General features: G+C 70.1%; 16 protein-coding genes. 8 read left to right on the forward strand and 8 right to left on the reverse strand.

Going from position 1 to position 13,004, the window contains the following annotated elements; all coding sequences use genetic code 11:
- The first annotated feature begins 53 nt into the window (after window positions 1-53).
- Both AC4PMY_RS05305 and AC4PMY_RS05310 read left to right on the forward strand, forming a co-directional pair.
- A complete protein-coding gene (locus AC4PMY_RS05305; RefSeq protein WP_491622151.1) occupies window positions 54-1,712 on the forward strand; it encodes an ATP-binding protein in 1,659 nt (552 codons plus the stop codon).
- Window positions 1,709-2,416, forward strand: coding sequence for a response regulator (locus tag AC4PMY_RS05310; protein WP_491622152.1), 708 nt, complete (start codon window positions 1,709-1,711; stop codon window positions 2,414-2,416). Before AC4PMY_RS05305 ends, AC4PMY_RS05310 begins: the two co-directional genes overlap by 4 nt.
- A 115-nt stretch (window positions 2,417-2,531) precedes the next feature.
- On the opposite strand, the gene AC4PMY_RS05315 is transcribed toward AC4PMY_RS05310, so the two are convergent.
- From AC4PMY_RS05315 to AC4PMY_RS05325, 3 genes are read right to left on the reverse strand one after another with little or no spacing between them, the layout of a single operon-like run.
- Complete coding sequence (locus AC4PMY_RS05315) at window positions 2,532-4,184, reverse strand: hypothetical protein (RefSeq protein ID WP_491622153.1); 1,653 nt, start codon at window positions 4,182-4,184, stop codon at window positions 2,532-2,534.
- A complete protein-coding gene (locus AC4PMY_RS05320; protein WP_071262406.1) occupies window positions 4,181-4,576 on the reverse strand; it encodes a hypothetical protein in 396 nt (131 codons plus the stop codon). The genes AC4PMY_RS05315 and AC4PMY_RS05320 overlap by 4 nt, the downstream gene beginning before the upstream one ends.
- Window positions 4,573-4,848, reverse strand: coding sequence for a hypothetical protein (locus AC4PMY_RS05325; RefSeq protein WP_064294220.1), 276 nt, complete (start codon window positions 4,846-4,848; stop codon window positions 4,573-4,575). Before AC4PMY_RS05325 ends, AC4PMY_RS05320 begins: the two co-directional genes overlap by 4 nt.
- Before the next feature lie 205 nt (window positions 4,849-5,053).
- Here AC4PMY_RS05325 and AC4PMY_RS05330 point away from each other — a divergent pair, with 205 nt between their 5' ends.
- From AC4PMY_RS05330 to AC4PMY_RS05340, 3 genes are all read left to right on the forward strand, one after another.
- The gene (locus tag AC4PMY_RS05330) at window positions 5,054-5,668 is read left to right on the forward strand and encodes a hypothetical protein (RefSeq protein ID WP_491622154.1); all 615 of its coding nucleotides are present in this window, start codon (window positions 5,054-5,056) and stop codon (window positions 5,666-5,668) included.
- A 170-nt stretch (window positions 5,669-5,838) separates the two neighbouring features.
- Window positions 5,839-6,696 carry a DUF4097 family beta strand repeat-containing protein gene (locus tag AC4PMY_RS05335; RefSeq protein WP_137242313.1) on the forward strand — a complete coding sequence of 286 codons (858 nt, stop codon included), beginning with the start codon at window positions 5,839-5,841 and terminating at the stop codon, window positions 6,694-6,696.
- Window positions 6,693-7,322 carry a PadR family transcriptional regulator gene (locus tag AC4PMY_RS05340; RefSeq protein ID WP_064294217.1) on the forward strand — a complete coding sequence of 210 codons (630 nt, stop codon included), beginning with the start codon at window positions 6,693-6,695 and terminating at the stop codon, window positions 7,320-7,322. Before AC4PMY_RS05335 ends, AC4PMY_RS05340 begins: the two co-directional genes overlap by 4 nt.
- Window positions 7,323-7,409: 87 nt before the next feature.
- On the opposite strand, the gene AC4PMY_RS05345 is transcribed toward AC4PMY_RS05340, so the two are convergent.
- A complete protein-coding gene (locus tag AC4PMY_RS05345) occupies window positions 7,410-7,916 on the reverse strand; it encodes a septum formation family protein (RefSeq protein WP_231884279.1) in 507 nt (168 codons plus the stop codon).
- 261 nt (window positions 7,917-8,177) lie between these two features.
- On the opposite strand from AC4PMY_RS05345, the gene AC4PMY_RS05350 reads away from it, so the two are divergent.
- The gene (locus tag AC4PMY_RS05350; RefSeq protein ID WP_085511822.1) at window positions 8,178-10,181 is read left to right on the forward strand and encodes an APC family permease; all 2,004 of its coding nucleotides are present in this window, start codon (window positions 8,178-8,180) and stop codon (window positions 10,179-10,181) included.
- A gap of 59 nt (window positions 10,182-10,240) precedes the next feature.
- Entirely contained in the window at window positions 10,241-10,531 is a 291-nt protein-coding gene (locus tag AC4PMY_RS05355; RefSeq protein WP_064294214.1) for a hypothetical protein, read from the forward strand.
- A gap of 39 nt (window positions 10,532-10,570) precedes the next feature.
- Here the strand turns inward: AC4PMY_RS05355 and crcB are convergent, their stop codons facing one another.
- Genes crcB through AC4PMY_RS05375 form a run of 4 tightly spaced genes read right to left on the reverse strand, consistent with a single transcriptional unit; the run spans window position 10,571 to window position 12,492 of the window.
- Window positions 10,571-10,951: a fluoride efflux transporter CrcB gene (gene crcB, locus AC4PMY_RS05360; protein ID WP_071262408.1), complete on the reverse strand. Its 381-nt coding sequence runs from the start codon at window positions 10,949-10,951 to the stop codon at window positions 10,571-10,573.
- The gene (locus AC4PMY_RS05365) at window positions 10,948-11,382 is read right to left on the reverse strand and encodes a fluoride efflux transporter FluC (RefSeq protein ID WP_369808442.1); all 435 of its coding nucleotides are present in this window, start codon (window positions 11,380-11,382) and stop codon (window positions 10,948-10,950) included. The genes crcB and AC4PMY_RS05365 overlap by 4 nt, the downstream gene beginning before the upstream one ends.
- Entirely contained in the window at window positions 11,379-11,903 is a 525-nt protein-coding gene (locus tag AC4PMY_RS05370; RefSeq protein ID WP_071262409.1) for a universal stress protein, read from the reverse strand. The genes AC4PMY_RS05365 and AC4PMY_RS05370 overlap by 4 nt, the downstream gene beginning before the upstream one ends.
- A gap of 4 nt (window positions 11,904-11,907) precedes the next feature.
- Window positions 11,908-12,492 carry an HhH-GPD-type base excision DNA repair protein gene (locus AC4PMY_RS05375; protein ID WP_071262410.1) on the reverse strand — a complete coding sequence of 195 codons (585 nt, stop codon included), beginning with the start codon at window positions 12,490-12,492 and terminating at the stop codon, window positions 11,908-11,910.
- Between the two features lie 207 nt (window positions 12,493-12,699).
- Here AC4PMY_RS05375 and AC4PMY_RS05380 point away from each other — a divergent pair, with 207 nt between their 5' ends.
- Window positions 12,700-12,915 carry a DUF3073 domain-containing protein gene (locus tag AC4PMY_RS05380; RefSeq protein ID WP_064294210.1) on the forward strand — a complete coding sequence of 72 codons (216 nt, stop codon included), beginning with the start codon at window positions 12,700-12,702 and terminating at the stop codon, window positions 12,913-12,915.
- The last annotated feature ends 89 nt before the right edge of the window (window positions 12,916-13,004 follow it).

Consider the following 13,004-nt stretch of genomic DNA (forward strand, 5'->3'; position numbering starts at 1 on the left):
GTCACCCCCGATACTTGAGGGGTCGACGCGACGGAGCAGACGGAGGTGACGCGATGGCCGGTCGGTCCAGGAGCATCGCCTCGCGGCTCTTCCTCGTTCAGCTCGTCGCGGTCGTCGCGATGACACTCGTCGCCGGTGTCCTGCTCTGGTTCCAGGCCCGTACCGAGACCGAGGACCGCGCGGTCGCGAAGTGCCTCGACGTCGCGAACGGCGTCGCGGACAACCCCTACGTCGTCGCGCAGCTCGGCTCGGAACGCCCGTCGGACGCGCTCCAGCCGTACGCCGAGGCGCTCATGCGCGACACCGGCGTCGACTTCGTGACGATCATGGCTCCGGACCGCACCCGGTACACGCACCGCGAGCGCGACCAGATCGGCAAGCCGTTCATCGGCACGATCGGACCGGCGCTCGAGGGACGGACCTTCACCGAGACGTACACGGGCACGCTCGGCCCCTCCGTCCGCGCCGTCGCACCCATCCGTGACGACGCCGGCGAGGTCGTCGCCCTCGTCGCCGCGGGCGTCACGGTCAGCAACGTGTCGGAGACCTTCGAGACCCGGGTGCCGTGGTTGCTCGGGACGGCCCTGCTCGTGCTCGTCATCGGCGCGATCGGCTCCTGGACGCTCCGCCGCTACCTCGCGCGGGTCACCGGGTCGCGCGGACCTGAGGACCTCGCCCGGATGTTCGACTACTACGAATCGGTGCTCCACTCGGTGCGCGAGGGGCTCGTCCTCGTGGACCGACACCGCCGTCTCGTGCTCGTCAACGACCAGGCGGCCGAACTGCTCGGGCTGCCGCTCGGTGAGCGTTCCCCGGGCGCGGTGCCGGTCGACGAGCTGCCGATCGACGCCGGCCTGCGGGAGCTCCTCGCGAGCGGGCGTCAGGCCGTCGACGAGATCCACCTCACACGTGAGCACGTGCTCGTCGTGAACCAGGAGTCGGCGGTCGGTCCGGGCGAGACGGCGGGCCCGCACCCGCGTGGCTGGGTGATGACGCTGCGCGACCACACCGAGATCGAACACCTGAGCGGCGAACTGGCGTCCATGCGGACGATGAGCGACGCCCTGCGCTCGCAGACCCACGAGTTCGCGAACCGGCTGCACACGATCGTCTCGCTCATCGAGCTCGACCGGCGGGAGGAGGCGCTCGACCTCGCGGCGCAGGGTCTCGGAGCCAGTCAACGGTTGACCGACCGCGTGCTCGCGGCGGAGCACGAGCCGGTGATCTCGGCCCTGCTGCTCGGCAAGACGGCGCAGGCGGCCGAGCAGGGGGTCGAGTTGCACCTCGAGAGCGACCCGGCGCTCGGACGCGTGCGCGTCGACCCGGCCGTGATCGTCACCATCCTCGGCAACCTCATCGACAACGCGATCGACGCGGCGGCCGGCGATCGCCCCTGGGTGGAGGTCTACCTCGGGCAGGGGCTGCCGGACGAGCTCGGCGCCGGGCGGTCCGCCGACGCCGAGACGACGGAGCTCGTGATCCAGGTGACCGACAGCGGGCCGGGCCTGCCCCCGGAGGCGCTCGACGTCGCGTTCGTGCGCGGCTGGTCGACGAAGGAGCCCGGCCGATACGGTCGGGGGTTCGGTCTCGCGCTGGTCCAGCAGGCCGTGACACGGCTCGGTGGCACGATCGAGGTCGTCCGCGAGCCGTCCTCGGCGTTCGTCGTGACGCTGCCGGCCGCGGTCGGGGTCCGGGACGAGGCAGGCACATGAGCGGGCACATCCGGGTCCTGGTCGTCGAGGACGAACCGATCGCCCAGCAGGCCCACGCGTCCTACCTGCGCCGCGTGGAGGGCTTCGAGCTCGCCGGTGTGGCGGGCGATGCGGCCACCGCGATGCAGGCGCTTCGGGCCACTGCGGCCGGTCGCTCCCCCGACGACCGGATCGACCTCGTCCTGCTCGACCTCAACCTGCCGGACGCGCACGGTCTCGAGCTGTGCCGACGCATCCGGACGGCGGGTATCGACGTCGACGTCATTGCCATCACCGCGGCCCGTGATCTCCGGATCGTCCGGGCGGCGGTCTCGGCGGGCATCGTCCAATACCTCATCAAGCCGTTCGCGTTCCCCGCGTTCGCCGACAAGCTCGAGGCGTACCGCTCCTTCCGGCACACGATGTCGGCGGAGGGCTCGGTCGCGAGCCAACACGAGGTGGACCTCACCCTCGCCACGTTGCGAGCGCCGTCCTCCCGTCCGCAGTTGGCGAAGGGTCTCTCGGAGGACACCCTGCGTCTGGTCTCGGACCTCCTCCGGCAGGCGGCCGGACCGCTCTCGGCGAGCGAGGCGGCGGCCGCCGGGTCCCTGTCGCGGGTGACGGCGAGGCGCTACCTCGAGTACCTCGCCGAGACGGGCGCCGTCGAGCGCTCACCGCGCTACGGCATGCCCGGACGACCGGAGCTCGAGTACCGCTGGCGGTGAGCGGACGTCGGTCTCCACCCGGTCGCGCACCCCGGCCCCTGAGCCGCACCCGCTCCCCGAGCCACCCAACCCGCTCCCCGAGCCACCCCACCCGGTCCCTGAGCTTGTCGAAGGGTCAGCTCGGGTTCACGACGGCGTAGATCTGGTTCCAGTTCGCGAAGCCCGTGACCGGCTCATCCGAGCCGTTCAGCATGATGTCCTCGTCCACCGAGTTCGTCTCGCCGGTCGACGGGTCGTAGATCTCGTAGTCGCCGTCGTGGAAGCCGATGATGAGCACATAGTGCTGCGGGATGGTGTTGTCGCCGGGGCCGACGAGCAGCGGGACGGGGGTCCCGTCGTTCGCGGCGACCGCCGCCTCGGTGAGCGCCGCCCCTCTGCCGGAGTCGCCACCCAGGAGGTTGGTCCAGTCGATGTGGTAGTCGGTGCCGGTGCGGTCGGCTTCGTCGACCGCGCCGCCGGGTGCCGTACCCGCGACGTTCGGGTAATCGACCGGGCCGGGGAACAGGTCGTTCGCGCGGTCCTGGACGGCCTGCTGCAGGAACGTCATCCGATCCTCGGTGTCCAGACCGGCCGCGTCGGCCAGGTCGAGTCCCCGGAGGTAGTCGGGCACATGTCCGTCGAGGAGCTCGCCGGTCCGCAGCCAGTACGCGAGGAACGGATCGGACTGGGCGGCGAGGGTGATGAGCGTCGTCGATCCGCAGGTCTTGTTGTTGTACTGGTCGAAGGTCTCGCCGTTCACCGTGGCGTCGCCGTTGTCGCCGACGCCGAGGTTCGTGAGCTCGTCGATCATGCGCTGGCGTTCGCCGGGCGGAGCGTTCTTGATGGCGTCGGCGAGGGCGAGCACGGAGGAACTGCCGGCGCCGGTGGCGATCGCGCTCATGAGGAGGACGCTGACGGCGGGATCGCCGGACTCCTCCATCGCCGCGAGGATGCGTTCGCGTTCGTCGTCGCTCATCGCGTTCCAGTTCTGGACGTAGTTCGCCCATTCCGTCTCGGAGAGGACCGAACCGTCCGGGTCGCCGTTCGGGAACTGCGTCCGCGAGACGAGGACGTCCAGCCGCGTCTGGCCCACGGGCACCTCGACGCCGGCGAGCACGGCGTGGCCCTCGGAGTCCGACAGTGCCCGCTGCAGCGCCTCACCGGCCGCCCATGCGTCGTCGTAGGCCTCGTGGCAGACGGACACGCCGTCGAGGATCTGACCGGCTCCGCGGATGAGGTCCGAGATCACCCCGGCGACCTCTCCGGCTCCGGTGATCGGGTTGGTCATCGCCCATGGGTTCACGGAGATGTTCCCGATGGTCCGCTGGCCGTCTCGGATGCTGTCGGCACCCGGATGGTGGGCGGTGCGGGCCGCGGTGATGGCGTCCGCGTAGTCGCGCAGACCGGTGGCCCCGGTCCGGAGCCCCTCGATCTCGCTGCCGACGAGGGTCTCGACGGACGCCAGGACCTGCGTCGCGCTCGCGCCGGTCACCCCGACGAGGGCGTCCGGCAGGCTCGACGCGGTGACGGTGGAGAGCGTGGTCTGGATCGTCTCGGCGGCGAGCGCCGCGTTCTCGTACTGCTCCGCGAGCCCGTCGATGGTGGCCGGATCACCCGGCGGTGGGGTGTCCGCGAACGTGGAGGATCTGGGGATGAGCCCGACCGCGCGATCGACGAACGAACCGATCGAGGTGATGAAGCTCATCGGGTCGCCGCTCAGCGAGCCGATGAAGGTGGCGAGCACATCGATCTCGGCTGAGCTCTTGGTGCGGAGGTCGGAGAGGTTCACGATCGATCCCCGATCCCGGCGGTACGCGTGGTCGTGGCGAGTCCGGAGAGGAGCTGCCGGACGACGGTCTGCAATCGGGCGACCGCGCGCAGTTCGGCGGCGGTCTCAGCGCTGCCGGCACCTCGACGACGCGCGTCGAGGAGGGCGTCGAGCAGGACGACCCCCGCCTGCTCGTCCGTCAGCATGCCGGCACCGAGGTCGATCACGGCGTCGAGACCGGCCGTGCGGACCACGCTCGCGACCTGTTCGGTGACGCCGGCGGGGACACCGGCCCCGCGGAGTTCCGCGGCGAGCGACGCGACCCGTGCGCCGGTCGCGGCCCGCTCGGACGCGTCACGGCGATCGGACGGGACCACCGTGGGTGGCGGAGCCTGCGGCGTCGGCGCGGTCATGAGGCGTCCTCGGCGAGGGCCGCGTCCGTGCCGGCCATGGTGTCCGCGACGTGCTGCATCCACCGTGCGAAGTCGTCGAGCGTCTTGCCCGCCTCCGTCATCTCGGTCCGCCACGTCAGTTCGAAGGCGGCGGCGTTCGCGGCCACCTGCTCGTCGAGGAACGACGTGTCGAGGCACGTGGAGAACATCCCCGTCGCGCTCGTGGCCGCCCCACCCACCGTCTGGACGACCGCCGTCAGGCCCGCGTCGTCCACCTGCATCGTGCCACTCATGGGTCCCCGCTCTCCGGTGCTGTTCGCGCTTGCCGGTCGATCCCGGTGAGGCGCCTGATCCGATGGTTCCACCCTGTCCCCGCCGGCTCCGGAAGACGATGGGCAGCACTCCCCATCACCCGTCGGGCGTCGGACGTGGCGCACGCCGGGGTGTCAGTTACGGTGAGGGTGACGCGTCCGCTCGGGCGCCGCGGAGGGAACCGTCATGCAGCAGATCCATCGTCGCCTTGCGACCGTGTCGCTGACGATCCTCGTCGCCGCGCTCGCTTGTACGGGATGCGGCCTGTCGTCGACACCCGTCGTGGCGGACGAGACCGACGACGCCCGGCTCGCCGCGCTGGCCGATGATCCGCTCTTCACGGACGGCAGCGTCAGGGGGCCGCAGGTTCCGGACACCTCCGCCAATGTCAGCGTGCAACGCGGGGCGATCACGGTCGATGGCCTCTGGCCGTCGGACGTGACCGCGGAACCAGGACCGAGCGGGCCCGCTTGGCCTGCCGCCACCGCCATGTTGGTCCAGCTGCGCGAAGCCGGCTGGCGGCCGGTCGCCGTCTCCTGCGAGCTGGATCGGTCGTCGGGCTTGGCGGGAGCGACGGTGTTCGCCACGAAGGAGTTCGGCGACTTCACCGCTGCGCTCGAGGCCGTGGTGAGGCCCCCGTCCTCGAAGCTCGTCGGCTACGTGCCCTTCCATGCCGAGGCCGACGACCCGTGGTCGGCGCACTCGGAGGTCCCCGCCGGATCGAGTTGCCTCGACGGCAGTGGGCCGCCGGTCGACGAGGGGTCCGTCCCCGACGACCTGGCCATCGCTCCCTGGTACTGAGCGGCGGCCGGTCCGGCCGGACGTGTGGGGCCGCGACCGAGCGGCCGCCGATCCCAGGGTCGACTCAGGGTGATCCCGGAGGTTCCGGGGGTTGCCATGCGCCGAGACGCGATATATCGTGAACTTCAGTTCAACGCGATATATCGCGATCACTCGGAAGGAAGCGCACCATGGCACAGGAGAAGTGGATCATCGCTCCCGGCGAGAGCCGCATCATCGACCTCGAACTCGTGAGACGGCTCAAGGTCGGCCTCATCGGCGGCCAGGTCGACATCATCGGACACGACGAGCCCGGCGCACGCATCGAGGTGGGGGCCGTCACCGGCAAGGACCTCAAGATCACCATCGACGGCGACGTCGCCGAGATCGACCACCCGCAGTTGCGGTGGGACAACTTCCTCGAAGTGTTCTCGAACTTCGGCGCCAACCGCGCCACGGCCCAGGTGAGTGTCCTCGTCCCCCGCGACATCGCTCTGACGTTCGGCGTCGTGAGCGCCAGCGGACTGGTCGCAGGCCTCACCGCGGACGCCAAGCTCAACACGGTGTCCGGCGACCTCGTGGCCGACCGGATGACCGGACGACTCGACCTCAACTCCGTGAGCGGCGAGCTCACGGTCCAGAACCACACGGGTCGCATCCAGGCGCACACGGTCTCGGGCGACGTCACCGTCTCCGGCGACATCACGCGCGCCTCGATCGACGGCGTCTCCTCCGACCTACTCCTCGACATCCACGGTGCGTGCGAGCAGCTCGACCTGAACACCGTGAGCGGCGCGATCACGGTCCGTCTCGACGAGGAACTCGCCGCACGCTACACGGCGAACTCGGTCGGCGGCCGCCTGGCGATCGACGGCGTCGTCCTCAAGGGACTGCGCGGTGGCGGGTACAACTCGCACACGGGCGCCCTCTCCGGACAGTTCGCCGAGGTGCGCATGAACACCGTCGGCGGCGCGGTGACCGTCCTCCGCCGCCCGGCTGCCGAGCCGGCGGGCGCGGCCACCACCGCAGGGAGCGAGGCAGGCGCATGAGCCCCGTCTTCGCCCACGGCAGCCTGCGGCTGTACCTCCTGAGCCTGCTCGACGAGTCGCCGAAGCACGGCTACGAACTCATCCAGGCGCTCACCGACCGGAGCGGTGGCACCTACAGCCCGAGCGCCGGCACCATCTACCCGCGCCTCGCGAAGCTCGAGGAGGAGGGACTCGTCACGAAGACGAGTGACGGCCGGAAGACCGTCTACGAGATCACCGAGGCGGGCCGGGCCGAGCTCGCGGCACGGGCGGGTGAGCTCGACGGCATCGAGGACCAGCTCACCGATTCCGTCCGCCGTATCGCCGACGAGGTCCGCAGCGGGGTCACGGCGGCCATGAAGAGCCTCCGGGCCGATCTCGCCTCCGCCGCGCGCGAGGCGAAGCAGTCCGCGAAGCCCGGTCCGAGCTGGACGTCGACCGCCGAGGAGAGCGCCGATCAGAAGGTGCAGGGTCGCTTGGCGCTCCACGAGACCGACGTGTCGATCAACGAGTTCCGACAGGCGGTCCGAGCCGAACTCCGCGAGCACGTCGCCCGTGGGGGCGCGCTGGACGATGACACCGTGTCAGCCCTGCGTGCCGACCTCGTCGCCGTCCGCGACCGCCTGCGGGAGCGCTTGCAGGGCTGATCGCCCCGCCACGCGAGCCGAGACACGGAACCGCCCGACCCCTTGCTGGAGTCGGGCGGTTCCGTCGGCGCAGCGCGCGCGGTCGAGCTACCGTGCGGCCCCGGCCAGCGAGCCCGTGGTCGCCTCGGAGTCGTAGATCACGCAGGTGACGAGCCGGTCGTCCACCCCGTTCCAGCTGGCCTCGGTCGGCGTGTAGTAGTTGAACTCGAGGTTGGAGTCCTCGTAGACGATCCCGACGAACGCCTGGAACTGCGCGTAACAACCGTCGTCGGCCTGCTGCGTGACGGCCTCCTCGCCGGGCCACTCGTCGCCGACCAGCGTGACCTCGCCGTACACCTCGTACTGGTGGGGCTCGGAACAGGGCACGGTCGGCACCTCCGTGACCTCGTCGGACGACGACTCGTCGTTCAGGCAGTCGCCGACCGACAGGGTGAAGACGTCCGTCGTACCTCCACCGACGATCTCGCCGGACTGCGCGTCCCGGGTCTCGGCGGGTTTCGGGAGGATGCCCTCCACGACACTGCACCCGGAGAGCGTCAGGGTCGCGGCGAGGGCGGCGAGGGCGAGCGGGAGGAGACGACGGCGAGCGGTCACGATGAGGGTCCTTGAGGTGGGTGGTCGATCACGAGCGACTGTCCGGGCTCACAGCCAGGCAACAGCCGTCGATCAGGATATTGGTCGACCATTCCGGTCCGCCACTCCCCCGGTCGATGAACACTGCGTCACGGTCGGGTGACGATGCCTGTCCATCCAGCTCATCCCCGCTTGACTCCGGTTCCCGAAGGAGTAATATCGCCGCTCGTGACAACTGAGGGTCGAGAGCCCGGGACAGAACCACGATCGGCAAAACGCTGGTTGATCGGGGACCCGCTGCCGACCGAGAACCTGGAGGGCCAGCTCCTCCCCAAACGGCTCGCACTGCCGATCTTCGCGAGCGACGCGCTGTCGAGTGTGGCGTACGCACCGCAGGAACTCCTCATGATCCTGACGCTCGGCGGGCTCGCCTTCCTGAGCTTCGCGCCGTGGGTCGCCGCGTGCGTCGTGATCCTCCTCGTCGTGGTCGTCGCGAGCTACCGGCAGCTCATCAAGGCGTACCCGTCGGGCGGTGGCGACTACGAGGTCGCCCACCGGAACCTCGGCGAGAAGGCCGGCCTCGTGGTCGCCTCCGCCCTCCTCGTCGACTACGTCCTCACGGTCGCCGTCTCGGTGGCCTCGGGCGTCGACAACATCATCTCCGCGATCCCCGGGCTCAACCCGTGGCGCGTCGAGCTGGCCGTCGGATTCGTCCTCGTCCTCATGGCCGTCAACCTGCGCGGTGTCCGGGAGTCGAGCAAGGCCTTCGCGATCCCCACCTACTTCTTCATCGCGAGCGTGCTCGTCATGATCGTCGCAGGACTCGCCCGCACCTTCATGGGCGACGCCCCGGTCGCTTCGAGCGCCGAGTTCACCGTGCAGGGTGAGAGCCTCACCCAGGCGGCGTTCATCCTGCTCCTCCTGCGCGCCTTCTCCTCCGGTTGCTCGGCACTCACCGGTGTCGAAGCGGTCTCGAACGGTGTGCCCGCGTTCCGCCGCCCGCAGATCAAGAACGCCCAGAAGACGCTGGTCCTCATGGGCGGCACCGCGATCGTGCTGTTCGTCGGCCTCACCGCACTCGCCCTCATCTCCCGCGTGCACTACGCCGAGAACGCCTGTCACCTCGAGGGGTTCGCGGACTGCGCGACGACGCCGCAGCCGAGCCTCATGGCACAGGTCGCGACCGCGGTCTTCGGCGCGAACAGCATCCCGTTCTTCCTCATCCAGGCGGCGACCGCGTGCGTCCTGCTCCTCGCAGCCAACACGGCCTTCAACGGCTTCCCGCTGCTCGGTGCCGTCCTCGCGCGCGACTCCTACGCCCCCAAGTCGCTCAACACCCGCGGCGACCGCCTCGTGTTCTCGAACGGCATGATCATCCTGGGTCTCGCTGCATGCGCGATCCTCGTGGTCTACCAGGCGAACCTCACCCAGCTCATCCAGCTGTACATCATCGGGGTGTTCGTGTCGTTCACGCTCGGCCAGACGGGCATGGTGAAGCACTGGCTGCGGATGCTCCGGGAGGGCTGCGACAACCGCGGCTCCGTCTACCGCGGACTCGCGATCAACGCGTTCGGCGCCCTGCTCACCGCGAGCGTCCTCATCGTCGTCACGATCACGAAGTTCACCCACGGCGCCTGGCTCGTCTTCGTGCTCATGCCGATCCTCTTCGTCCTCATGCTCGGCGTGAACCGCTACTACCGCGACGTGGAGAAGGAGGTCGAGGTCGACCCGACCACGACCTTCGGCGCGACCGGCGACCACGCGATCGTCCTCGTCGGCAAGATGCAGAAGCCGATCCTCAAGGCGCTGGACTACGCGATCGCCGCCAAGCACGACAGCCTCGAAGCGGTCCACATGTCGATCGATCCGGAGGCCACGAAGCTGCTTGAGCAGCAGTGGATCGAACAGAACATCCACGTGCCGCTCGTCATCCTGGAGTCGCCGTATCGCGAGTTCGCGATGCCGCTCGCGAAGTACATCAAGGCGCACCGTGCTGAGCACGGCGCCGAGGTCGTGACCGTCTACATGCCGCAGTACATCGTCGGGCACTGGTGGGAGAGCCTCCTCCACAACCGGCGGGCGTCGCGGATCCGCAACCAGATCATGCTCGTCCACGGCGTGACCGTCGCCCTCGTGCCGTGGCTGCTCGACTCCTCGGAGCTCATCTACGGGCGTCGGTCACGGCCGCTGCCCGGCCAGGAGCGACGGGGCGAGATCGTCCGCGTCAAGAAGCCGATCGAGCGGAAGCCGCACATCGACCGCAACACGGGGCAGCCTCGCTCCTGATCGGCCACGCGCTCCGGCGACGGCGTGAGGGGTCGGCCGCGGACTGACAGACTGGGGACATGTTCACCTGGGGTCTCTCGCTGCTGTTCCTCGCGGCCGTCTTCGGGACGCTGTCGATGGTCCGCCTCATCGCCGCGAACCCCGACTCGCCGCTGCCGATGTGGCAGGGCCGCCCGCAGCGACTCCCGCAGTTCACCATCATCCTGCGCGGCCTGTCGGGCGGACTCGGCGTCTTCGGGGTCTTCCTGCTGTGGTCGGAGATCGGCTTCTGGAGCATCCTGCTGCTCATCGTCGCCCTCGGGATCCCGATCGTGCTGAACCTCCGGCACAACCGCCGCTTCGAGGCGTAGCCGCCGTGTTCGTTCGCCCAGGTCTGGGCGAACGAGCGGTCATGCGACGAGCGAGCCCAGCCAGTAGCCGGCCAGGGCCGCGATGACCGAGGCGACGAGCATGCCGAACGCGTTCACCAGTCCGGCCCGGGAACGTTCGTCGTGGAGCAGCCGGACGGTCTCGATGCTCGCGGTGCTGAACGTCGTGTACCCACCGAGCAGCCCACCTCCGAGGACGAGCCGCCACGCCTCGTCGACGACCCCGCCGAGGGCCAGCGCCGTGACGAGGCCGAGCAGGAGCGACCCGCTGACGTTGATGGCGGTCGTCCCCCAGGGGTACGCGCCGCCCACGCGGGAGCGGATGAGGCCGTCGACGACGAAGCGAGCAGCGGCGCCGACACCGCCGGCCGCCGCGATCGCGAGGAAGAGCCAGGGCGTCACGAGCGGCCACCGCCGATCCGTCGGGCGAGGACGATGCCGCCCCAGCCCGCGAGGACGCCCAGCACGACGCTCCCCACCGCGTACAGCACCCCCACCACAGCGTTCCCCTCGATGAGGAGGACGCTGCTGTCGGCCGCGAGCGCGCTGTACGTCGTGAAACCACCGAGGACGCCGGTACCGAGGAAGAGGCGGAGATCGCGTCGACGGCCGTCGTCGGGTCCGCGTCGGAGGAGCGACTCGAGGAGGAGGCCGAGCAGGAAGGCGCCGACGACGTTGATGCCGAGGATGGCCACGGGGACACCGCCGATGGGCGGGACCGCGAGGGAGATCGCCTCGCGGGCGCCCGTCCCGATCGCGCCACCGAGCGCGACCATCGCGATCGTGGCGGGTCGGAGGTGCGGAGCCCGTGTCCCCGTCGGAGCGGCCGTCACCGCAGGTCGCCGGCGGGGGCGTCCCACAGCGGTTCGTCGGTGGCGCTCGGCGCGAGCGGGACCACGACCACCGGACGCGCCTGCCGATGGGCCAGCGTCGCGGCGACGGAACCGTTGAAGAACTCGAGGATCCCCTTGCGGAGGCCGCGCTCCCGGGTCCCGACGATGATCGCCCGCGCGGACACCGAATCGGCGAGTCGACCGAGGGCGCGAGCCGGGTCGCCGGCGAGCTGGGTCAGTTCCCACGCGACACCGGTGTCGTCGAGGAGACGATGCGCGGTCGCCTCGAGGCCGGGATCGGCCGGCTCCGGGTCGAAGTCGTGCAGATCGGCGTCGAACGGCAACGACGTGACGGTGCCGTCGACGTTCTCGACCACGACGAACCGACTCGCGTCGACGTGGGCGAGGACGAGCCGGCAGGCGAAGGCCTGCGCGAACGACGCCGCCTCGACGAGCACGGTGTCGGGCTGCCCCGGCGTGACACCGACCACGATCGCGGTACCCCGCTGCGCTTCGCTCATGTCGTCACTCCCCCTTCGCGCGCTTCGCGGCGGCCTTGGCCGCCTGCTTCGCCGCCCGCACCTGCGCGAGCGACTCCGGGTCGACGATGTCGGCGACGGACCGGAGACTGCCGTCCTCGCCGTAGGGCGCCGAGGCCTTTCGCCAGTCGGCCGCGTCGAGTCCGTACTGCTTGCCGAGCAGCGCGAGGAAGATCTTCGCCTTCTGCTCGCCGAACCCCGGCAGGGCGAGCAGGCGCTTCAGGATCTCCGGGCCGTCGGGCGCGTCGCGCGTCCAGATCGCCTCCGCGTCGCCGTCCCAGTCGTCGACGATCGCGGCGCAGAGCCCCTGCACCCGGCCTGCCATGGAACCCGGGAACCGGTGCACGGCGGGACTCGTCTTGAAGAGCGAGGCGAACGCCTCGGGTTCCTCCCGAGCGATGGTGGCCGCGTCGAAGGAACCGAGGCGGTCGCTGATCTTCAGCGGGCCGGCGAACGCGGTCTCCATCGGCACCTGCTGATCGAGCAGCATGCCGACGAGCAGGGCGAGCGGGTCGGTCGACAACAGGCGGTCGGCGTCCGCATCTCCGGTGATGTGCAGGGTTCCGGTCATGGGTCCATCGTCCCACCACTCGGCGTGCTGGCCCAGCCCCGTTCCGTCGCGGTGTCGGCACCGGTGCGCGCCGGACCGTCCCCGTACGAGCGCCCCGTCCACGGGCGGCATGGTAAGCTCAACGCTAGTCTTTATCGTTCCCTGGTAGGCGAAAGCCCCGGACGCCCCGCAAGCGCGGCCGGTCAGAAAATCATGAGGGGGTCTCGCATGGGTCGTGGCCGTCAAAAGGCAAAGCACACGAAGATCGCTCGTGAGCTCAAGTCGTTCAGCCCGGACGTGAACTACAACGCGCTCGAGCGCGAGCTCACGGGGCACTCCGTCGACCACCCGGGCACGGGCGTCGACGAGAGCTACGACGACGAGATCGCCAAGTGGGCTGAGTACGCCGAGAAGTACGCCGACGGTGAGGCGAAGGGCGCGTAGGCGCGTCCTTCCCACCGTTCCGGCGCGTCTGCATCAGCGGTTCGCCATCGCTCCGGCACGTCTCGGCCGGGTGATCTCCCAGACGAATG

This window comes from Plantibacter sp. MDV22-iso1, assembly GCF_058408345.1.

What these genes read in the sequence shown, in the direction of transcription:
- AC4PMY_RS05370 (WP_071262409.1), bottom strand. Translation starts at nt 11,903, where the DNA reads ATGAGCGAAGCGCAGCGGGGTACCGCGATCGTGGTCGGTGTCACGCCG.
- AC4PMY_RS05380 (WP_064294210.1), top strand. Translation starts at nt 12,700, where the DNA reads ATGGGTCGTGGCCGTCAAAAGGCAAAGCACACGAAGATCGCTCGTGAG.
- AC4PMY_RS05330 (WP_491622154.1), top strand. Translation starts at nt 5,054, where the DNA reads ATGCAGCAGATCCATCGTCGCCTTGCGACCGTGTCGCTGACGATCCTC.
- AC4PMY_RS05305 (WP_491622151.1), top strand. Translation starts at nt 54, where the DNA reads ATGGCCGGTCGGTCCAGGAGCATCGCCTCGCGGCTCTTCCTCGTTCAG.
- AC4PMY_RS05355 (WP_064294214.1), top strand. Translation starts at nt 10,241, where the DNA reads ATGTTCACCTGGGGTCTCTCGCTGCTGTTCCTCGCGGCCGTCTTCGGG.
- AC4PMY_RS05340 (WP_064294217.1), top strand. Translation starts at nt 6,693, where the DNA reads ATGAGCCCCGTCTTCGCCCACGGCAGCCTGCGGCTGTACCTCCTGAGC.
- AC4PMY_RS05310 (WP_491622152.1), top strand. Translation starts at nt 1,709, where the DNA reads ATGAGCGGGCACATCCGGGTCCTGGTCGTCGAGGACGAACCGATCGCC.
- AC4PMY_RS05325 (WP_064294220.1), bottom strand. Translation starts at nt 4,848, where the DNA reads ATGAGTGGCACGATGCAGGTGGACGACGCGGGCCTGACGGCGGTCGTC.
- AC4PMY_RS05375 (WP_071262410.1), bottom strand. Translation starts at nt 12,492, where the DNA reads ATGACCGGAACCCTGCACATCACCGGAGATGCGGACGCCGACCGCCTG.
- AC4PMY_RS05320 (WP_071262406.1), bottom strand. Translation starts at nt 4,576, where the DNA reads ATGACCGCGCCGACGCCGCAGGCTCCGCCACCCACGGTGGTCCCGTCC.
- AC4PMY_RS05335 (WP_137242313.1), top strand. Translation starts at nt 5,839, where the DNA reads ATGGCACAGGAGAAGTGGATCATCGCTCCCGGCGAGAGCCGCATCATC.